The sequence below is a fragment of the Rhizobacter sp. P2_G4 genome, from assembly GCF_056403575.1.
In genome coordinates this window covers 365688-385544 of record NZ_JBFUFG010000001.1, presented here as the reverse complement: position 1 = coordinate 385544, position 19857 = coordinate 365688, and the positions used below count along the sequence as shown (strand labels likewise).

The following is a 19857-nucleotide window of genomic DNA, read 5'->3' as shown; positions in this document are numbered from 1 at the left end:
GTTGATTGACGTATTCGGTCTGCGCACGCCTTCTCCTACCTTTGAGGCCATGGTGAATGCACAAAAGCTGTGGCACGTGTTTGGTGCCGGCCGGTTCACCACACCGCCCACAACCTGCTCGGAGAAGCCCCATGTCGCACGACCCGCACGATCCTTCATCCCCTGACCAACAACGCCGTCGCCTGCTGCAAGGCGCCGCCGCACTGCCGCTCATGGGCCTGAGCGGCCTGGCACTGGCGCAAGCCTTTCCCACCGCCAAGGTGAACACCACCAAGCTCGCCATCACCGACACCGAAGTGACGGTGGGCCAGCTGCACTCGGCCACCGGCACGATGGCGATCTCGGAGACGGGTTCGATCCAGGCCGAGCAACTCGCCATCGACCAGATCAACGCGATGGGCGGCGTGCTCGGCCGCAAGATCAAGGTCATCAAGGAAGACGGCGCCTCCGACTGGCCGACCTTTGCCGAGAAGAGCAAGAAGCTGCTCGTCAACGACCGCGTGGCCTGCGTCTTCGGTTGCTGGACCAGTGCCTCGCGCAAGGCGGTGCTGCCGATCTTCGAGAAAGAGAACGGCATGCTCTATTACCCGACCTTCTACGAAGGCCTGGAGCAGAGCAAGAACGTGATCTACACGGGGCAGGAAGCCACGCAGCAGATCCTCTACGGCCTCGACTGGGCCTCGAAGGAGAAGAAGGCGAAAACCTTTTTCCTGGTCGGCTCCGACTACATCTGGCCACGCACCTCGATGAAGATCGGCCGCAAGCACATCGAGGGTCATCTACCGGCAGGCAGCAAGGTCGTGGGCGAGGAGTACTACCCGCTGGGCCACACCAACTTCAACTCGCTGATCAACAAGATCAAGGTCGCCAAGCCCGATTGCATCTTCATCGCGGTGGTGGGCGGATCCAACGTCGCGTTCTACAAGCAGCTAAAGGCGGCGGGCGTGACCGCGAAGACGCAGTTCCTGCTGACCATCTCGGTGACCGAAGACGAGGTGCTGGGCATCGGCGGCGAGAACATGAACGGCTTCTACGCATCGATGAAGTACTTCCAGTCGCTGGACAACGCCAACAACAAGGCCTTCGTCAGCGCCTTCAAGGCCAAGTACGGCAAGGACGCCGTGATCGGCGACGTGACGCAGGCCGGCTACCTTGGCCCGTGGTTGTGGAAGGCCACCGTCGAGAAGGCCGGCAGCTTCGACGTCGACAAGATCGCCGTGGCCTCCACCGGCATCGAGCTCAAGACCGCGCCCGAAGGCTACGTGAAGCTGCACGAGAACCACCACCTGTGGAGCAAGGCACGCATCGGCGAAGCCGGCACGGATGGGCAGTTCAAGGTGGTCGCCGAGTCGTCTGCACTGATCGAGCCGAACCCGTTCCCGAAGGGATACCAATAACCCACCCCCTACGGCCTGCGGCCGCCCCCTCAAGGGGGCAACACCAGTGGACCGGCAAAGCCGGATCCACGGTGTTCGCGCGATGGGTTCGCGTTCCGCGGAACCGCCACGACACGCATCGACTTCTGGTCCAAGGTGAGCCCATGACCTTCTCGGAAATATTGAACATCAGCCTGATGCAAGGCTTCGCCGGCCTCAGCCTGTTCTCGGTGCTGCTGCTGATGGGCCTGGGGCTCGCCATCATCTTCGGGCAGATGGGCGTCATCAACATGGCGCATGGCGAGTTCATGACCATCGGCGCCTACACGATCTATTTCTTCTCGCACCTCGCCGAGGCCTACGCGCCCAACCTGGTGGCGGTGTACTTCCCGTTTGCGATCATCGCGGCCTTCGTGCTGGCCTTCATCGTCGGCTGGGGTGTCGAGTGGGCCTTCATCCGCCACCTCTACAAGCGCCCGCTCGACACGCTGCTCGCCACCTGGGGCCTCTCGCTCGGCATGCAGCAGATCTTCCGCTCGACCTTCGGCGCCAAGGAAGTGAGCCCCACGCTGCCCGACTGGCTGATGGGATCGTGGGCGCCGGCGCCAGGCCTCGACATTCCGATCAACGGCCTCTTCGTGATGGCGCTCACCTTGGTGGTCACCGGCGGCGTGCTGATTGCGCTCTACAAGTCGCGCTGGGGCCTGCGGGTTCGCGCCACGGTCGCCAACCGCGTGATGGCCAACGCCACCGGCATCAACACCAAGAAGACCGACCGCCTCACCTTCGCCATCGGCTGCGGCATCGCCGGCGTGGCGGGTGCAGCGTTCACCACCATCGGCTCCACCGGCCCGACCAGTGGCTCGCTGTACATCGTCGACGCCTTCCTTGTGGTCACCTTCGGCGGCGCAGCCAGCCTCTTCGGCACAGTGGTCTCGGCCTTCGGCATCGCGCAGACGCAGTCGATCGCCGAGTTCTTCATCACCGGCTCCATGGCGAAGGTGCTCACGCTCTCGGCCATCGTGCTCATTCTGATGATGCGGCCGCAGGGCTTGTTCGCTTCCAAGGTGCGGCGTTGAATTTCATTTCCGGAGATCGCAGTCAATGAACGGCCTCAAGCAGTGGATGGACAGGACAGGGACGGGCAGCGTGCTGCTGCTCGCCGTGTTGCTCGTCATCGTGTTTCCCCTCGCGCTCGATCTCTTCCGGCTCAACCTCGTCGGCAAGTACCTCAGCTACGCCTTCGTCGCGCTGGGCCTGGTGATGCTGTGGGGCTACGGCGGCGTGCTGAGCCTGGGCCAGGGCGTGTTCTTCGGGCTCGGTGGCTACGGCATGGCGATGTTTTTGAAGCTCGAGGCCAGCGACCCCATCACCACAAAAATCCAGTCGACGCCGGGCATCCCTGACTTTATGGACTGGAACCAGCTCACCGCGCTGCCGCTCTGGTGGACGCCGTTCAAGAGCTTCCCGCTCACGCTGCTGCTGATCCTTGCGGTGCCCACGCTGCTCGCCTTCATCATCGGCTTCGCGATGTTCAAGCGCCGCGTCGGCGGCGTGTACTTCGCGATCATCACGCAGGCGGTCGCGCTGATCCTCACGGTGCTGATCATCGGCCAGCAGGGCTACACCGGCGGCGTGAACGGCATGACCGACCTGAAGACTCTGCTCGGGTGGGACACCCGCACCGACAGCGCCAAGTACATCCTCTACTTCGTCAACGTTGCCTTGCTGCTCGGCGCCATTGCGGCCTGCCTGTGGATCCAGCGCAGCAAGCTCGGCACGCTGCTGCTGGCCATGCGCGACAAGGAAGACCGCGTGCGCTTCTCGGGCTACGACGTGTCGATGTTCCGCGTCTTCGCCTTCTGCCTCGCGGCCATGCTGTCGGCCATCGGCGGCGCGTTGTTCACGCTGCAGGTGGGCTTCATGTCACCGTCGCTGGTGGGCATCGTTCCCAGTATCGAGATGGTGATCTTCGCGGCGGTGGGCGGGCGCATGTCGCTGGTCGGCGCGGTGTACGGCACGCTGCTCGTCAACTTCGGCAAGACCTACTTCTCCGAGAGCTTCCCCGACCTGTGGCTGTTCCTCATGGCCGCCATGTTCCTCGGCGTGGTGCTTGCCTTCCCCGAGGGCCTGGCAGGCTTATACGTCGACAAGATCAAGCCCTGGGTGTTGAAGCGCCTGCAGCGCAAGCCGGTAGCACTGGCCGAAGCCACGCCACCTGCCAAGCGCAGCGACCCACCCGCACCACCGGCCACGCTGCCGCCCGGTGTGAGCGGCCAGAAAGCCTGAGGCCCGCACCATGAGCAACACTGACTTCGTTCTCGCGGTGGAAGACCTCACCGTCTCGTTCGACGGCTTCAAGGCCATCGACAAGCTCACCCTCTACGTCGACAAGAACGAGCTGCGCGTGATCATCGGCCCCAACGGCGCCGGCAAGACCACGCTGCTCGACCTGATCTGCGGCAAGACGCGTTCGAGCCACGGCAGCATCAAGTTCAAGAACCACGAGATGACCAAGCTGCCCGAGTACGAGATCGTGCGCAAGGGCATTGGACGCAAGTTCCAGACGCCGTCGATCTACGAGAACCTCAGCGTGTTCCAGAACCTCGAGGTCTCGTTCCCGCGCGGCCGCGGCGTGTTCGGCGCGCTGGCCTTCAAGTGCGACGCGGCAGTGAAAGACCGCGTGCAGGCCGTCGCCACCGAGATCGGCCTGGAACAGCACCTCGAGTTCGAAGCCGGCCTGCTCTCGCACGGCCAGAAGCAGTGGCTCGAGATCGGCATGTTGCTGATGCAGGACCCGGAGCTGCTCATGCTCGACGAACCCATCGCCGGCATGAGCGTGCGCGAGCGCGAGCTCACCGCCGAGCTGCTGCAGCGCATCTGCAAGGGCCGCTCGGTGATCGTGATCGAGCACGACATGGATTTCGTCAAGAAGATCGCGCACAAGGTGACCGTGATGCACCAGGGAAAGATCCTGGCCGAAGGCTCGATGGAGCAGGTGCAGAACGACCCGAAGGTGATCGACGTCTACCTGGGGCATTGATGACAACCCCCACGTCACTTCGTTCCTGCCCCCCGAGGGGGCGCTCGCCGGCTTGGGGCGGCCCGGCGCCGGCTCAGTCTTGTTCAGACCGGCCTTGCGGCCGTTGAGGATCAACATGCTCACCGTCACCAACCTCCACACCGCCTACGGCCAAAGCGAGGCCCTGCACGGCATCGACTTCTCTGCGAAGAAGAACGAGACCATCGCCATCATGGGCCGCAACGGCATGGGCAAGACCACGCTGTTCAAGAGCCTGATGGGCGTGCTGCCGATCAAGAGCGGCAGCATCACCATCGACGGCGCCGACGTCTCGAAGGAAGAGAGCTACCGCCGTGTGCAGAAGGGCCTGGCCTACGTGCCGCAGGGCCGCATGATCTTCCCGACGCTCACGGTGCTCGAGAACATCGAGACCGGCATGGAGAACACTAAAAGCAAGCGCGTGCCCGACGAGATCTACGCGCTGTTCCCGGTGCTGTTCGACATGCGCGGCCGCAAGGGCGGCAACCTTTCCGKCGGCCAGCAGCAGCAACTCGCCATCGCAAGAGCGCTGGTCACCAACCCCAAGGTGCTGCTGCTTGACGAGCCAACCGAAGGCATCCAGCCTTCCATCATCAAGGACATCGCGAAGGCGCTGAACGAGATCCGCAAGATGCGCGAGATCACGATCATCGTCTCGGAGCAGGTGCTGAGTTTCGCGATGGACGTCGCCGACCGCCTGTTCGTGATCGAAGGCGGGCGCCTTGTTCATGAAAGCTCAAGAGCCGCAACCGACTCAGCCCGCATCAAGCAATTCCTTTCCGTCTGACCCCAACATTCGCACCACAGGAGCCAAGCATGACCGACACGCTGATCAAGGTCGACCTCACCAAGTCGCCCGTCGAGAACGAGAACATCCACAACCGCTGGCACCCCGACATCCCGATGGCGTGCTGGGTCAACCCGGGTGACGACTTCATCCTCGAGACCTTCGACTGGACCGGCGGTTTCATCAAGAACAACGACAGCGCCGACGACGTGCGCGACATCGACCTCACCACCGTGCACTACCTCAGCGGCCCGGTGGGCGTGAAGGGTGCCGAGCCGGGCGACCTGCTGGTCGTCGACCTGCTCGACATCGGCGCGAAAGACGACAGCCTGTGGGGCTTCAACGGCTTCTTCAGCAAGAAGAACGGTGGCGGCTTCCTGACCGAGCACTTCCCGCAGGCGCAGAAATCGATCTGGGACTTCCACGGCCTGTACACCAGCTCGCGCCACGTGCCGGGCGTGAAGTTCGCCGGCCTGATCCACCCCGGCCTGATCGGCTGCCTGCCCGACAAGAACATGCTCGCGCTGTGGAACGAGCGCGAGCAGCAGCTGATCGACAGCAACCCCACCGGCGGCCTCGCCAACCCGCCATCGCCCGGCACCGCGCACATGGGCAAGATGAGCGGCGACGCGAAGGCCAAGGCAGCCGCCGAAGGGGCACGTACCGTGCCGCCGCGCGAACACGGCGGCAACTGCGACATCAAGGACCTGTCGCGCGGCTCCAAAGTCTTCTTCCCCGTCTACGTGGACGGCGCGGGCCTCTCGGTCGGCGACCTGCACTTCAGCCAGGGCGACGGCGAGATCACCTTCTGCGGTGCGATCGAGATGGCCGGCTGGGTGCACATGAAGGTCACGCTGATCAAGGGCGGCATGGCCAAGTACGGCATCAAGAACCCGATCTTCAAGCCGAGCCCGATCACGCCGCACTACAACGACTACATCATCTTCGAGGGCATCTCGGTCGACGAAGCCGGCAAGCAGTACTACCTCGACGTGAACGTCGCCTACCGTCAGGCCTGCCTCAACGCCATCGAGTACCTGAAGAAGTTCGGCTACTCGGGTGCGCAGGCGTATTCCATCCTGGGCACGGCACCGGTGCAGGGCCACATCAGCGGCGTGGTCGACGTGCCGAACGCCTGCGCCACGCTGTGGCTGCCGACGCAGATATTCGACTTCGACATCAACCCGAATGCCAACGGGCCGACCAAGTTCATCGACGGCTCGGTCAGCATGCCGCTGTCGCCCGACCTCGTTTAAGCGCCCACCATGCCGACCTACGACTACGCCTGCGCGCAATGCGGCGGCTTCGACGCATTCCGCACGCTTGCCGCACGCAATGAGGCGGCCGTGTGCCCCGACTGCGGCGGGGCCTCGCCGCGCGTGTTCGCCAGCGCGCCGCGGCTCGCCTTGATGGAGGGCAGCACGCGCCGCGCGATGGACGTCAACGAGCGCGCGCGGCATGAGCCCAAGCATTCAGGCGATTACACGCGGCTGAAGCACCCGTCGGGCTGCGGCTGCTGCTCCACCGGCAAGCGAGGTGCGACGGTCACCGCAGCGAACGGCAACAAGGCCTTCCCCAGCAGGCGGCCCTGGATGATCAGCCACTGAAGCAGTAGAGACGAGACAGCAGGCGCACCCGCCACGGCACAATGCTCCGGCCACGCCACCAGCAGGTGTGGATGGAGTCTCTCGATGAAATGTGCTCTGGTGGGATCCCGCTATTTCGGCGCCTCGGTGTTCGAGGCTTTGCGCAAGGAAGAAGGCGTGGAGATCGCGGGCGTCGTGGCCCCCGCGGCCGACGACCGGCTGGCGCTCGCGGCGCAGAAGGCCGGCGTGCCGGTCCATGTGATGGCCAACCCGAAGATCGTGCCGGGCGACGCCGTGCCCGAGGGCCTCGACCTCATCGTCGCGGCGCACACCCATGCGCGTGTGAGCGACGAAGCGCTGGCCCGCGCACGCCACGGCGGCATCGGCTACCACCCGTCGCTGCTGCCGCGCCACCGCGGCATTGCCGCCGTCGAGTGGACCATTCTCGAAGGCGACCCGATCGCCGGCGGTTCCATCTACCACTTGGCCGACGGCTGGGATGCCGGCGCCATCGCCGCGCAGGACTGGTGCTTCGTCGGCAAGGGCGAGACGGCGCGCGAGCTGTGGGAGCGCGCGCTGGCGCCGATGGGCCTCGCGCTGATTGCGCAGGTGGTGCGGCACGCCCGCGACCACGACGAAGTGCCTGCCCGCACGCAAGACCTGCGCTACGCCACCAAGGCGCCGATGATCCGCCGCGCCGTGGTGCTGACCGAAGACGACGCACACAAGACCACCTCGCTCGTGGTCACCGTGATGGGGCCCGACCGCCCCGGCATCGTGAGCCAGCTGTCGGACAAGGCCCAGCGCTTCGGTGCCAACTGGGCCGCCAGCCGGCTGGCCCGTGCGGCCGGCGAATTTGCCGGCATGGTGCACTTCGAGGTGCCACGCGAGAACGCCGATGCATTGGTGACCGCGCTGCGCGGGTTGGAGTCCACCGGCCTGAAGGTCGTGATCGCCAAGAGCGACGAAGCCAACCGGCCGGCCACGCTGCGCGGCGTGGAGCTGGAACTCATCGGCAACGACCGCGTGGGCATCGTCAGCAACCTGACGCGCATCCTCGCCGAGCGCGGCGTGAGCATCGAGAACATCCACACCGAGATCACGCGCGCCGCGAGCGGCCACCAGACCTTCAAGGTCGGTGCGCACCTGCTGGTGCCGGCCACCATCTCGATCGACGACCTGCGGCGCGAGCTGGGCACGCTCGCCAACGAGATGCAGGTCGACATCGGGCTGGAAGAGAAAGCACCCCGGGTCTCACCGGGCTGACGGCTTCAACTCTCGTTGTGCGCCACCTGAATGCGCCGACGCGTGCGTGCGTTCAGATCGTAGATGTTGAAGTTGCTCATCGTCTTGCCATAGAGATGCAGGCTGACGGCACGTGAGCGCTCTGCCGAAACCCCGGTCACGTGAATGTGATCCGGGTTCGGAACGAAGCTCGTCACGGCGCCGTGTCGCAAGAGAACCGTGCCGCCACGTGCCAGGTCGATCTCGGTGTCGACACCTCGGTCGGGCGAGGTCCTCACGTAGCTGCGCTCCTCGAGCACACCTTCCACCACGCCGACCACGCCCCAGCTGCCATGGTCGTGCACCGGCGTCCACTGGCCGGGCAGCCAGACGATCGAGTACAGAGACAGGCTTTCGTCCGGCGCGTCGAAGATGAGGTTGCGGGTGTAGCCGGTAGGGCTGTCGCGATAGTGCTGGGGTTCGAGGAACGTGCCGGCCTGATCGATCAGGTCCAGCATCAGTGGTGCCAGGGCGAGCACACAGTCAGCTGGGTCCGGTTGCAGGCGGCTGCGCGCGGCGGCCTGCGCGATGAACACGTCGAGAGCGGAGGAGGTCATGCCGACATTGTGCTGCGCTTGATCTTCAGCGGCGAGGCGGTTTGACCGCGGCGCGCTTCGCTGGCGTCGTGCCGACCTTGCGGGCCGAATCGACCACGATCAGATCGACCAGGGCCTGGGCCGCAGGCGACAGGCTTCCGCTCTTGCGCAACAGCAGCACGAAGCCCCGCGTGACCACTGGTTCGTGCAGCGACAGCACGCGCAGGCTCGGGTAGGTGCCGGCCTGCAGCGCGAGGCTGGGCACCACCGCCGCGCCCACGCCTGCGGCCACCAGGCCGACGGCCGTCGAACTGCGCTGTACCTCGTAGTGCGATTTCAGCAGCGAGCCGAAGTCGGCCAGGCTCTCGTCGAGCAGAGGCCGGTTGCTGCTGCCCGGGCCGGGCAGGATCAGCGTGTGCTCGCGCAGGTCGCTCCAGCGCAGGCGCTGACGCGTGGCCAAGGGGTGGTCATCGCGGCACACCAGCACGAAGCGGTCGTGCAGCAGCACACGGCTGGTGAGCTCCGGGTGGTGCTGGCCGGTGATGCCGATGCCGAACTCGGCCTCGCGCCGCAACACGGCCTGCTCGACGCCGTCGGTCGAATGGTCGAGCACACGAATGCGGTTGTCGGGGTGGCGCGCCGCATAGGCCTGGATCACACGCGGCAGGTATTGCACGCCGACCGTGGGCACGCAGGCCAGCGTCACGTTGCCGCGCATCGCACGGCCGGTCTCGCGGATCTCTTGCAGCGACGACTGCAGCTCTGCCAGAAGGCGCCGCGCCTGTGGCAAGAAGTTGGCGCCCAGGCCGGTGAGCGCCAGCGAGCGCGTCGTGCGCTCGACCAGCTTCACGCCGAGAAAGGTCTCGAGGTTCTGCAGCCGGCGGGTGAGTGCCGTCTGCGTGATGAACAGCGACGCGGCCGCCTTGCGAAAGCTGCCCTGCTCCGCCAGCGCCACGAAAGCCTGCACACCCAGCACGTCGATCTTCATGAAGTTTTATGCATCAATCGCTGCAATCAATTCAGTTTACACACGAGCCTGCGCGGCGCAACATGCCATTCGCTGCGGCTCAATGCACCTCCACCATGACAATCACTCCTTCGAATTGACATGAAGAATCAGAGTGAACCTTGGCTGGCCGGCTTGACCGAGCGCAGCTCCGAATCACAGCGGCTGGCCTTCGGCCTGGCCTGCGCGATGCGCATCGAACACTTGCTGGAAGATGCCCGCGCCATCGAATGCCTCGCGGTGCTGCGGGGCTTCGTCGAAGGCCGCACCGGCCGCACCGAACTCGATGCCGCCGCGCACCAGATGGCGCATGTGGCGCAGAGCCACCGAGGCTCCGCGTCCATCGACGGCTGTTCGCACGCTGCCGTCTCTGCCACGTACGCAGTAGCCAATGCGCTCGCCGGCAAAGCCGTGGCCGTCGCTGACTACGCGGCCTATGCGGCGGTCTACGCCTACGGTGGCTACGCCGTCACCGACCCGCAGGCCTACGAACCCGAACGTGCGTGGCAACGCGCCGCCTGGCAAGCGCTCTCGTCTTCAACATCACCCCACACCCAGGCCGCTGCGCCATGACCCCTGACCCTGACGCCCTCACCCCAAGCCTGGCACTTTCGATCCGGTGGCCCATGCTCTTCATCGCATTCAGCCGGATGGCCTTGACCGGCTTCGGCGGCGTGATGCCCTTCGCCTATCACGCACTGGTCGTGAAACGGCGCTGGCTGACGGAGCACGAGTTCTCCCAGTACCTCGCCTTCAGCCAGATGCTGCCCGGCCCCACCATCTGCAACATGGCCGCGATGATCGGCTGGCGCTTTGCACGCTGGCAGGGGGCCGTGGCTGCGTTTGCCGGCGTGCTGCTCGGCCCGATGCTGCTCGTGCTGGCCCTGGGCATCGCGTATGCGCGGTTCGCCACGCACCCTGTCGTGCAGCACGTGCTCGTCGGCATGTCGGCAATCGCCGCCGGGCTGGTGATCGCGACGGCGCTGAAGATGGCGCTCGGGCTGTCGCGCGTCAACGAGCGCTGGAAGCAGATGGCGTCGACGGCGTTCATCGGCGTGGCGGCCTTCTTTGGCGTAGGCGTCATGGGCTGGCCTCTGATCGCGGTGGCGGCCGTGCTCGCGCCGCTCTCCATCGCGCTGGCCTGGGCCCAATCGGCGCCAGCTTCACCGGAGCAGCCATGAACACCGACGCCGACGGCAGCGTGCTGGTCCCGATGCTCTTGTACTTTGCCCTCATCTCGCTGACGGCGGTGGGCGGCGGCGTGCTGATGCTGGCGCCGGACGTTCACCGCTACGCCGTCGACACGCACCACTGGCTCACGGCCGACCAGTTCGTCGCCGCCTTTGCGATCGCGCAGGCCGCGCCCGGGCCCAACGTGCTCTACGTCACCCTGGTGGGTTTGCAGGTCGCCGGACTCACCGGCGCGATCGGCGCCACCATCGCGGTGGTGATGCCGACGTTCGTGCTGACCATGTTGCTGGTGCGCTTCACACCGCAGCGGCCGGCGGGCCGCTTGAGCCGTGCCGTGAAGAGCGGGCTTGCACCCATCTCGACCGGGCTGCTGGCAGGCGGCGGCTGGGTGCTCGCCCGCACTGCGGACACCGGGCACACGCAGGTGCTGCTGACCGTGGCCAGCGTCGGCGTGATGATGATGACGAAGCTGAACCCGGTGTGGCTGATTGCCATCGGCGCTGCGGTCGGCGTCGCGCTGCAGCTCTGAGGTCTGCCGCGAGAACTCAGTCGACGATGAACAGCGTCGCGCCGAGCGCGGTGGACGACTGGTGCGGTTCCGCGTTGTCGGCCACCTGGTAGCTCATGCCGGGGGTGAGGGTGAAGGTTCTGCCATCGGCGAGCGCGGTGTGAAGCTCGCCGTCCATGCAAAAGAGCACATGGCCTTTCACGCACCAGTGGTCGGCGAGGTAGCCTGCCGAGTACTCGACCATGCGAACGCGGATGTCGCCGAACTGCCGTGTGCGCCACCACGCGGTGCCGGTCTGGCCCTTGTGTTCGGTGCGCTCAACGGTCAACCAGTCGGTGGTGCAGAAGGGGATGTTCGACATCTTCATCAAAAAACTTTCAGGTCAGCGCAGAGAGACGACACGAACCACCGTTTGCCAGTAGTCGCGAAACCCCATCTGCTGATAGAGCCGGCGCGCGCCGTGGTTGTCGTGCATGACGTGCAGAAACGGCGTCTCGCCGCGCTGCATCTGGCGGCGAATGAGTTTGAGCATCAGCCGGCGCGCGAGGCCGCGGCCCTGATGATCCGGGTGTGTGCACACGCCGCTGACTTCCCTCAGCGATTCGACGGCCATGCGCTCGCCGGCCATTGCGATCAGCCGGCCCTCTTCGAAGTAGCCGAAGTACTCGCCCAGCTCGATGGTGCGCAGCCCGAACGGCCCCGGGCGTGTGAGCGTGGTCAGCTCCAGCGCCTGTGTCGCATGCGCTGGCGTGAAGGGCACAGCGTCGGGCGCTTCGTCCTTCTCGGGCATGTCGGCCTCCCACACCATCTTCACGATGGTGGTCTCTGCATCGATCTGCCAGCCCGAAGGCACCGGCCCCGACCAGCCCACGCAGTAGAAGTGCTCGCCGGGCTCGCAAAACGGTGCGAGCGCGTCGAAGCGCGGCCGCTCCATCTCGGGGAAGCCGACGATTGCCGAGAAACCCGGCGCATAACGGCGCGCCTCCTCGTTGCCGACCGCGTGCTTCGCGTGCGGCCCGGTGAGGCTGTGCCAGACGATGTTGTCGAGAAGGTGCTTCATGGAATGTGGGCGCCCTGCAATCGGGCCGTCAGGATAAGGGCTTCAAAGAGCACGCACCGGCACAGTGGATCACGCCCGGGGCTCGACAGGCCATGACAGACCGCTGCGCAAACAGGCGTGATCTGTGGCGAGACGGCACCGATGCGCAGCGCTACCCTGCGCCCGAGAGGTACACCTTCATGCTGAAGCTGCTGGGCAAGTCGTCGTCGATCAACGTGCGCAAGGTGCTGTGGCTGTGCGCCGAGATGCAGCTCGCCGTCGACCACGAGGAGTGGGGTGCGGGCTTCCGCTCGACGCAGACGGCCGAGTTCCTGGCGCTCAACCCGAATGCGATGGTGCCGGTGCTGCAGGACGGCGCCTTCGCGCTGTGGGAGTCGAACACCATCTGCCGCTATCTGGCGGGACGAGAAGGGCGCGTCGACCTGCTGCCGGCCAAGCCTGCCGAACGTGCGCGTGTCGAGCAGTGGATGGACTGGCAAGCGACGGAACTCAACAACGCATGGCGCTACGCCTTCATGTCGCTGGTGCGCCAGAGTGCGGCGCATGCGGATGCGGCTCTGCTCGCAGCAAGCGTCGCCGAATGGAACCGGCACATGGCGATCCTCGACGGGCAGCTCGCCAAGACAAAGGCCTACGCCGCGGGTGAGACCTTCACGCTCGCCGACATCGTGCTCGGCCTGTCGGCCAACCGGTGGTTCATGACGCCGATCGAGCGGCCCGCCTTGCCCGCGCTGGCGGCATGGTTCGAACGCCTGAGCCAGCGCCCGGCCTTTCTGCTGCACGGAAAGAACGGCACGGCCTGATTCGTTGAACCGAAGGTGAACGGCGGGCCGCAGTTACCTGTCAACTTTGTAAAGCTCGGCCCAACGGCCCGGCACGGGTCAACCGGCCTCGGCACATGGCGTTGTGAACCCATGACCACGGCGAACCGCGCTGCCCAACCTTCCTCCGGCGAGGCATTCGGCGCGGCACGGCCTGACCCATCGCGCCGCGCCTTCGTGCGTGGGCTGACCGTCGCCAGCACATCGCCTTCGTTGCTGCTCGCTGCCTGTGCCACGACGGGCAAAGACGTGGCGCTGCCCTCCGACCCGGCCACTGCCTACCGGCTCGCCAACCGCATCAGCTGGGGTGCGACCGATGCCGAGCTGCAACGTGTGCGGCAAAAGGGCGCAGCGGCCTACATCGACGAGCAGCTCCGCGCCACCGCAGGCAACACGTTGCCCGCCCCCGTGCAAGCGCAGATCGACGTGCTGCGCATCCAGAAGACCTCGCTGCAAACGCTGGTGTGGGAGACCGAAGCCTCTCGCAAGAGCATCGACGCCGTCGGCACCGAAGAAGGCCGCAAGGCCGCGCAGCAGGCTTACCAGCAAGAGCTCAACAAGCTCGCACGCGAAGCCGCGTCTCGCCACCTGCTGCGTGCGCTCTATTCGTCGAACCAGCTGCAGGAGCAGATGACCTGGTTCTGGTTCAACCACTTCAACGTGCACCAGTACAAGGGCAACGTCCGCGCGATGCTCGGTGACTACGAAGAGCGCGCCATCCGTCCGCATGCACTGGGCCGCTTTCGCGACCTGCTCGGTGCCGTGGCCCACCACCCGGCCATGCTGCGCTACCTTGACAACGAGCAGAACGCGGCAGGTCGTCCAAACGAGAACTACGCGCGCGAGCTGCTCGAGCTGCACACGCTCGGTGTGGATGCCGGCTACACGCAGCGCGACGTGCAGGAGCTCGCCCGCGTGCTGAGCGGCCATGGCGTCAACCTCACAGACGACACGCCCAAGCTGCGGCGCGAGCTGGCGACGCAGTACGTGCGCGACGGCATCTACGAGTTCAACCCCAACCGGCACGACTTCGGCACCAAGAACCTGCTGACGCTCACCATCCGCGGCAGCGGCGCCGCCGAGCTCGACGAGGTGCTGGATGCGCTGGCCGTGCACCCGTCGACCGCACGCTTCGTCTCGCGCAAGATGGCCAGGCATCTGCTCGCCGACGAGCCGCCTGCCCGCGTGGTCGACGCGATGGTCGATGCCTGGGGTCGCAGCCAGGGGCAGATCGCTGCAGTGCTGGGCGTGCTCTTGCGCGCACCCGAGTTCGGCGCGGCAGCCTCGCCCAACGCGCCCGCCAAGTTCAAGGACCCAATGCACTTCGTCGTCTCGGCCGTGCGTGCCTGCTACGGCGATCGTGTGGTGCTGAACACCGGGCCGATGCAGAACTGGCTGAACCGCCTGGGCCAGGGCCTCTACAACCGGCAGACGCCCGATGGCTACCCGAGCAACGAAGCCTCGTGGTCGAGCTCGGGCCAGATGGCCACGCGCTTCGAGATCGCACGCGCGCTCGGCAGCGGCAGCGCCGGCCTGTTCAAGACAGACGACCCGATGGCGCCGCGTGAGCAGCCTGCGTTTCCGCAGCTGTCGAAGCCGATCTACTACGAGGCGGTGCGCCCGCAGCTCGCAGCGTCCACACGCGATGCGCTCGACACCGCTGCCTCGCCGCAAGACTGGAACAGCCTGTACCTGTCGTCGCCTGAGTTCATGTACAGCTGAGGGAGACGCCGCCATGCAACGCCGCACACTTCTCCACGCCGGCCTGGCCGGCGCCATGGGCTTGACGGCCACGGGCCGCCTGTTCGCCGCACCCGCGAACGGCTCGCGGCTCCTGCTCGTCTTCTTGCGTGGCGGCTACGACGCGGCAAGCCTGCTGGTGCCGACCAGCAGCTCGTTCTACCGCGAGGTGCGGCCCAACATCGCGATCCTGCGTGCGGCCGATGGCACGCGCGGCGCACTGCCGCTCACTGCCGACTGGGGCTTGCACCCCGCGCTCGAAGCGTCGATCTACCCGCTGGCGCAGAAGCAGCAGGCCTGCTTCGTGCCATTTGCCGGCACCCACGACACCTCGCGCAGCCACTTCGAGACGCAAGACACCATCGAGCTCGGCCAGGCCGACGCCGGCCGGCGCGACTTCGGCTCGGGCTTCATGAACCGCCTGGCCGCCACGCTGCAAGGGCGCGACGCCATCGCCTTCACCGACCAGCTGCCGCTGGTCTTGCGGGGCAATGTGAACGTGGCCAACGTGTCGCTCAAGAGCGTGCCCAAGCCGGGCGATGCGCGCCTTCGGCAGGCACTCACGTCGATGTACCGCGCGCACCCCCTCGAAACGCGCGTGAACGAAGCCTTCGACGTGCGTGACGAGGTCACGCGCGAGATGTCCAAGGACATGGTGGGCGAGATGGAGGCCGCCAACCGCAACGCCATCGACGCCAAGGGCTTCGAGGCCGAAGCGCGACGCATCGCGCGGCTGATGCGCGACCGCTACGCGCTCGGCTTCGTCGACGTGGGTGGCTGGGACACGCACGTGGGACAAGGTGCCGCCACCGGCTACCTCGCATCGCGCTTCGACGAACTCGGCCGCGGCCTCGCCGCCTTCGCCGACGAGATCGGCGAGACCGCATGGCACGACACCGTGGTCGTGGTCGTCAGCGAATTCGGCCGCACGATGCGCGAGAACGGCAACCGCGGCACCGACCATGGCCATGGCAGCGTTTACTGGGTGCTCGGCGGCAGCCTCGCCGCACCACCGGTAGCAGGCCTGCAGCAGGCGATCGAAGCACGCACGCTGTTCCAGAACCGCGACCTGCCGGTGCTCAACGAATACCGTTCGCTGATTGCCGGGCTGCTGGCGCGGCAGTTCGATCTCTCGGCCGCGATGCTTGACCAGGTGTTCCCCGGCGCGACGCCGCGCGACATCGGCCTGATCTAGACGACCGTATCGCGTCTTCTTTCTCCCCGCCCGTTTGTTTGTTCACTGCCCTCAGAAAGGCCGCAGACCCATGTCCCGTTCTCTTGAGTCGTTCTCGCGCCGCGCGCTCTTGCTCGCGCTGCCCGCCGTGCTGTCGGCCTGCGTGGTCGCGCCGCCGCGCCATGTGGCCATCGGTGTCTCGGCGCCCGGCATCAGCGTGCGCGTGGCCGCGGCACCGCCGCCGCCGCGTGTCGAAGTGATTCCGCCGCCGCCTGCGCCGCATTGGTACTGGATCGGCGGCCATTGGCGCTGGGACGGCAACCACCATGTGTGGGAAGGCGGCCACTGGGTCGAACCGCGCATGAATGAAGTGTTCGTGCAGGCGCGTTGGGTGTCGGCCGATGGCGGCTGGGTCTACCAACCCGGCCACTGGCAACGCAGCGAAGCGCCTCCTCCCAATGTGATCGTGATCGATGCGCCGCGCCCGCCGCCACCGCCCCGCCGCGAAGAGATTCCGCCGCCACCCGGGCCCGCGAACTTCTGGATTCCGGGCCACTGGCGCTGGGACCGCGGCGACCACGTGTGGGTGGGCGGGCATTGGGAAGCCGAGCGGCCCAACGCCTACTGGGTGCCGGCGCACTGGGTTCCGAATGGGCCGACGTGGCGCTACGTCGAAGGCCACTGGCATCGCGAATGAGCGCGGACCTGAACGCCCGATGAAGCACATCGCCGTGCTTAACCCTGGCCTCACGTCGCAAGGTCAACGCCTGTCGCCACGACCTCGTTGTTTGCAGCACGGGCCGACGGCTCGCTCACACAACCACAAGGAGCTTTCATGAAACGCACCCTGATCACCGCCACCGTACTTCTCGCCGCCAGCGTCGGCGCCTTTGCACAGACTGCTGCCTCCACTGTGCAGCGCGACGTGAACCAGCAGACACGCATCGAGCAAGGCCTCCAGAACGGCAGCATCACCTCACGCGAAGGCGCGCTGCTCGAACGCGACCAGACGAAGGTCGACAAGCTGCAAGCCCAAGCGTTGAAAGACGGCAAGATGAGCGATGCCGAACGCGCGCGCCTCACCGCCGCCCAGAACAAGGCGAGCCGCGACATCAAGACCGCCGAACACAACGGCGTCAACGGCAACCCGCAATCGGCCTCGTCGCAACGCATGCAGGCCGACGTGCAGCGCAACATCAATCAGGAGAAGCGCGTGGAAGGCGGCATCCAGAACGGCTCGCTCACCAACCACGAGGTCAGCAAGCTGGAGCGAGGCCAGGCCAAGGTCGACCACAAGGAATTCGTGGCCGGCCGTGACGGCAAGGTCAGTGCCAAGGAGCAGGCGCGCGTGCAGCACGCCGAGAACCACCAGAGCCACCGCATCCGCCGCGAGAAGACCGACGCGAACGTGCGCAAGGGCTGAGCCCTTCGCCTCTGCGCACCGTGCGCTGAAGGGGTGATGAACCAACGGCCGGGTGACCCCGGCCGTTTTTCATGCGTTCGCCAGCAGCGGCCGCTTAGCGTGCGATCGACGTCTCGCTGCTCGCCGAGCTGACCGCGCGCGGTTCGATGTCCGGCAGAGATGCTCGATCGCGTCTTCCCCCGGCGCAGCGCCAAAGGACATCGGTCAGTCTAACGGCAAGTCCATGGAGGAAGAGCGTTAGGCAGATAGGTGCCGTAGACTGCTACTCGTTCAAATAACGTTAAACGTCTTGAATCGTGCGCCCATTCGCCACCTGCTTGGAAACGGCAATGAAACCTGGTCTTCCCCTATTCGGCCGAATCGTTCTAGCTGTAGCTATTGCGCTCGCAGTGTCAGCCTGCGATATGGTCGCTTCGGTCAAAGAGGGGATCGCTCAGTCAGAGCAAGCGGCAGAGGCCATAGGCAAACAAGTAGGCAACAAGCCGCAGGTCGGCTTCAACTACAACAACGGCACATTGGCCTCGGTCACGGTCGTTTTTCAGAAAGCTCCCGCGGTGCCTCTTGACGAGTTGGAGAAGATTGCGCGCAAAGAAGTTCTCTCCGCCTTCAAGAACGAACCAACCAATCTTGTCATTTCCTTTGTCTATGCCAAAGTCGTCTAACGCTTCCGTCGAGAGGACGTCACAAGGGCTGCGCCCTCGTGCCACTCTCATGTCAAACGGTAGGGCGCTTGCAGATGAATCCGACATCCGAGTACATCGAAATTAAAGCGTTCTTGCGCTTCTTCGCCGGGCGCTTTTTAGATCAGCGTGTTCCCGCGGCCTGCGATCGGCCTATGGCGGTTCTCGAACGGCAGGAGGAGGAATCTGCAGCTCGCGCAGCCTCCGGCCTTCGTATGGCTGTAAACAACTGCATGGAGATCTCGTCTCCCTGGCCACTGTCACAGATCGTTGCGCTGGACGCGGAGATGGCGGAGAAGGGCCTTCGCACCCTCTCGTACGTTCGATCTCGCTACTGGGGTCGATACGCTGCAATGCTGAAGCGCGGTGCTATTCGAAATAGCGATGAGTTTGCCGTTGCTCAAGGCGTTCTGGCGGATCAGTCTCTTTTGCAGAGCCTTCCTGAAGCAGAGCGCCAGACGCTTCAAGCGCTGGTCCGTTCCTATCGACAGACGCGCCCCAACCCTTCTATCGGAAGGGCGTCGCCTGGCGGGCCGGGCAACGCCTCTCATATCAAACGGTAGGCCGTACAGCAGCATCCTGCGCGCTAGCAAAATGTCGGAGAAGCCAATGCCACGTCCCGCCAGAGCCGGCGTCCTCTTCTATGCCAAGAATCTTCTTGCAGTCTCGAACTTCTACGAGAAGGTCCTTGGTGCACAGGTGCTACACGCGGGCAACGACCACCGGGTCCTGCAGTCCCTCGACGCCCAGCTCGTCATCCACGCTATCCCGGCGGAGTACAGCAACTCAATCGTCATCGAGGTGCCACCTGTGCCGCGCCAAGAGCAAGCAATCAAGCCGTTCTTCACTGTGGACAACCTGGATTCCGCGGAGGAAGTGGCAGAGCAATGCGGGGGCAAGGTGTGGGTCCAATTTGGGCAGGACCAGGCATGAACGTGCGCAATGTTTGCGATCCTGAGGGCAACATCGTGCACTTGCGCGACGGCACAGCCTAGCCCTTCCGTCGAGAGGACGTCTCACAGCTGGCTTTGCCAGTTGCCATCCACCTCTTATGTCAAGCGGTTAGCTCTCGCTGGAGCAAATAGCAGATCGGGCCCGTGCCATTCGCACGATGGTCGCAGTGTTGGTGGCTGCGACTACGACCTCGAGAGCTGTCCCACCGATAGAGCCGACGATCAGGTTGTTGGCTATCCAGAATCCGGTTCCGCACAACATCACGAGCCGCATTGGAATGCCGCGCATAAGGAACAGCGCCACGGTTCCCAAGCAAGAAGCGGTCAGCGGCAACCAGTCACTCCACTTCGTTGCTACCGCGAGACCGAATCCGATGTTGGTCGACAAAACGGCCCCAACCACCCATAGAGATCTCGTCCACATCGCCAAGAAGGAGCGAACGGTAGAGACAGCTGAGCTGGCAGTTGCAGTCGGGTTTCCCAAGAGGGCAAAGTGCGCCACATAGGCAATGCACTCGCCCGTCATGAGCAGCTTGAACCGCTTGTCGTCCGTCTGCAGGAATGAACCAACGCCAAGGATGAAAGCCACGTATCCCAGGCACTGGGCGGTTGAGAACCAATCCGTTGTCATTCTTCAATTGTCGCAAGGGCCGCATGGTGGGGTGAGGCCT

General features: G+C 65.3%; 24 protein-coding genes. 19 read left to right on the top strand and 5 right to left on the bottom strand.

The genetic code is table 11. From position 1 onward, the window contains the following. Nucleotides 1–131 precede the first annotated feature (131 nt). The 8 genes from urtA to AC1DYS_RS01910 all read left to right on the top strand — a co-directional run bounded on the left by urtA (nucleotide 132) and on the right by AC1DYS_RS01910 (nucleotide 8076). Entirely contained in the window at nucleotides 132–1397 is a 1266-nt protein-coding gene (urtA, locus tag AC1DYS_RS01945; RefSeq protein WP_477895515.1) for an urea ABC transporter substrate-binding protein, read from the top strand. Nucleotides 1398–1540: 143 nt separating this feature from the next. Next, on the top strand, nucleotides 1541–2455 hold the full coding sequence (gene urtB / locus AC1DYS_RS01940) for an urea ABC transporter permease subunit UrtB (protein WP_477895513.1): 915 nt from the start codon (nucleotides 1541–1543) through the stop codon (nucleotides 2453–2455). Between the two features lie 25 nt (nucleotides 2456–2480). Then, on the top strand, nucleotides 2481–3665 hold the full coding sequence (gene urtC / locus AC1DYS_RS01935) for an urea ABC transporter permease subunit UrtC (protein WP_477895511.1): 1185 nt from the start codon (nucleotides 2481–2483) through the stop codon (nucleotides 3663–3665). Nucleotides 3666–3675: 10 nt separating this feature from the next. Beyond that, nucleotides 3676–4419, top strand: a complete 744-nt coding sequence (gene urtD, locus AC1DYS_RS01930; RefSeq protein ID WP_477895509.1) for an urea ABC transporter ATP-binding protein UrtD — start codon at nucleotides 3676–3678, stop codon at nucleotides 4417–4419. A 115-nt stretch (nucleotides 4420–4534) separates the two neighbouring features. After that, the gene (gene urtE / locus AC1DYS_RS01925) at nucleotides 4535–5224 is read left to right on the top strand and encodes an urea ABC transporter ATP-binding subunit UrtE (protein ID WP_477895507.1); all 690 of its coding nucleotides are present in this window, start codon (nucleotides 4535–4537) and stop codon (nucleotides 5222–5224) included. Between the two features lie 29 nt (nucleotides 5225–5253). Continuing rightward, a complete protein-coding gene (gene fmdA, locus AC1DYS_RS01920) occupies nucleotides 5254–6480 on the top strand; it encodes a formamidase (protein WP_477895505.1) in 1227 nt (408 codons plus the stop codon). A 9-nt stretch (nucleotides 6481–6489) separates the two neighbouring features. After that, a complete protein-coding gene (locus tag AC1DYS_RS01915; protein ID WP_477895503.1) occupies nucleotides 6490–6831 on the top strand; it encodes an FmdB family zinc ribbon protein in 342 nt (113 codons plus the stop codon). A gap of 84 nt (nucleotides 6832–6915) precedes the next feature. Further along, entirely contained in the window at nucleotides 6916–8076 is a 1161-nt protein-coding gene (locus tag AC1DYS_RS01910) for an ACT domain-containing protein (RefSeq protein WP_477895501.1), read from the top strand. 5 nt (nucleotides 8077–8081) lie between these two features. On the opposite strand, the gene AC1DYS_RS01905 is transcribed toward AC1DYS_RS01910, so the two are convergent. Together AC1DYS_RS01905 and AC1DYS_RS01900 are read right to left on the bottom strand one after the other, a co-directional pair. Further along, the gene (locus AC1DYS_RS01905; protein WP_477895499.1) at nucleotides 8082–8651 is read right to left on the bottom strand and encodes a cysteine dioxygenase family protein; all 570 of its coding nucleotides are present in this window, start codon (nucleotides 8649–8651) and stop codon (nucleotides 8082–8084) included. A gap of 25 nt (nucleotides 8652–8676) precedes the next feature. After that, a complete protein-coding gene (locus AC1DYS_RS01900; RefSeq protein ID WP_477895497.1) occupies nucleotides 8677–9618 on the bottom strand; it encodes a LysR family transcriptional regulator in 942 nt (313 codons plus the stop codon). A gap of 120 nt (nucleotides 9619–9738) precedes the next feature. Between AC1DYS_RS01900 and AC1DYS_RS01895 the strand changes: the two genes are divergently transcribed. Genes AC1DYS_RS01895 through AC1DYS_RS01885 form a run of 3 tightly spaced genes read left to right on the top strand, consistent with a single transcriptional unit; the run spans nucleotide 9739 to nucleotide 11356 of the window. After that, a complete protein-coding gene (locus AC1DYS_RS01895; RefSeq protein WP_477895495.1) occupies nucleotides 9739–10209 on the top strand; it encodes a hypothetical protein in 471 nt (156 codons plus the stop codon). 53 nt (nucleotides 10210–10262) lie between these two features. After that, the gene (locus AC1DYS_RS01890) at nucleotides 10263–10817 is read left to right on the top strand and encodes a chromate transporter (protein WP_477895493.1); all 555 of its coding nucleotides are present in this window, start codon (nucleotides 10263–10265) and stop codon (nucleotides 10815–10817) included. Further along, complete coding sequence (locus AC1DYS_RS01885) at nucleotides 10814–11356, top strand: chromate transporter (RefSeq protein ID WP_477895491.1); 543 nt, start codon at nucleotides 10814–10816, stop codon at nucleotides 11354–11356. Before AC1DYS_RS01890 ends, AC1DYS_RS01885 begins: the two co-directional genes overlap by 4 nt. A gap of 16 nt (nucleotides 11357–11372) precedes the next feature. On the opposite strand, the gene AC1DYS_RS01880 is transcribed toward AC1DYS_RS01885, so the two are convergent. Then, nucleotides 11373–11702, bottom strand: coding sequence for a DHCW motif cupin fold protein (locus AC1DYS_RS01880; protein WP_477895489.1), 330 nt, complete (start codon nucleotides 11700–11702; stop codon nucleotides 11373–11375). A 15-nt stretch (nucleotides 11703–11717) separates the two neighbouring features. After that, nucleotides 11718–12395 carry a GNAT family N-acetyltransferase gene (locus tag AC1DYS_RS01875; RefSeq protein WP_477895487.1) on the bottom strand — a complete coding sequence of 226 codons (678 nt, stop codon included), beginning with the start codon at nucleotides 12393–12395 and terminating at the stop codon, nucleotides 11718–11720. 179 nt (nucleotides 12396–12574) lie between these two features. Here AC1DYS_RS01875 and AC1DYS_RS01870 point away from each other — a divergent pair, with 179 nt between their 5' ends. The 8 genes from AC1DYS_RS01870 to AC1DYS_RS01835 all read left to right on the top strand — a co-directional run bounded on the left by AC1DYS_RS01870 (nucleotide 12575) and on the right by AC1DYS_RS01835 (nucleotide 19166). Further along, nucleotides 12575–13198 carry a glutathione S-transferase family protein gene (locus tag AC1DYS_RS01870; RefSeq protein WP_477897239.1) on the top strand — a complete coding sequence of 208 codons (624 nt, stop codon included), beginning with the start codon at nucleotides 12575–12577 and terminating at the stop codon, nucleotides 13196–13198. 111 nt (nucleotides 13199–13309) lie between these two features. Next, nucleotides 13310–14938, top strand: coding sequence for a DUF1800 domain-containing protein (locus tag AC1DYS_RS01865; protein ID WP_477895485.1), 1629 nt, complete (start codon nucleotides 13310–13312; stop codon nucleotides 14936–14938). Nucleotides 14939–14951: 13 nt separating this feature from the next. After that, nucleotides 14952–16151, top strand: coding sequence for a DUF1501 domain-containing protein (locus AC1DYS_RS01860; RefSeq protein ID WP_477895483.1), 1200 nt, complete (start codon nucleotides 14952–14954; stop codon nucleotides 16149–16151). Nucleotides 16152–16221: 70 nt separating this feature from the next. Then, nucleotides 16222–16827, top strand: coding sequence for a YXWGXW repeat-containing protein (locus AC1DYS_RS01855; RefSeq protein ID WP_477895481.1), 606 nt, complete (start codon nucleotides 16222–16224; stop codon nucleotides 16825–16827). Nucleotides 16828–16965: 138 nt separating this feature from the next. Continuing rightward, nucleotides 16966–17553 (top strand): hypothetical protein, encoded by a 588-nt coding sequence (locus AC1DYS_RS01850; protein ID WP_477895479.1) that lies wholly within the window; start codon nucleotides 16966–16968, stop codon nucleotides 17551–17553. Nucleotides 17554–17882: 329 nt separating this feature from the next. After that, a complete protein-coding gene (locus AC1DYS_RS01845) occupies nucleotides 17883–18215 on the top strand; it encodes a hypothetical protein (protein ID WP_477895477.1) in 333 nt (110 codons plus the stop codon). Nucleotides 18216–18289: 74 nt separating this feature from the next. Next, on the top strand, nucleotides 18290–18796 hold the full coding sequence (locus AC1DYS_RS01840; RefSeq protein WP_477895475.1) for a hypothetical protein: 507 nt from the start codon (nucleotides 18290–18292) through the stop codon (nucleotides 18794–18796). A 46-nt stretch (nucleotides 18797–18842) separates the two neighbouring features. Then, nucleotides 18843–19166, top strand: a complete 324-nt coding sequence (locus AC1DYS_RS01835) for a VOC family protein (RefSeq protein ID WP_477895473.1) — start codon at nucleotides 18843–18845, stop codon at nucleotides 19164–19166. Nucleotides 19167–19295: 129 nt separating this feature from the next. On the opposite strand, the gene AC1DYS_RS01830 is transcribed toward AC1DYS_RS01835, so the two are convergent. After that, nucleotides 19296–19817 (bottom strand): YgjV family protein, encoded by a 522-nt coding sequence (locus tag AC1DYS_RS01830; protein WP_477895471.1) that lies wholly within the window; start codon nucleotides 19815–19817, stop codon nucleotides 19296–19298. Between the last annotated feature and the right edge of the window lie 40 nt (nucleotides 19818–19857).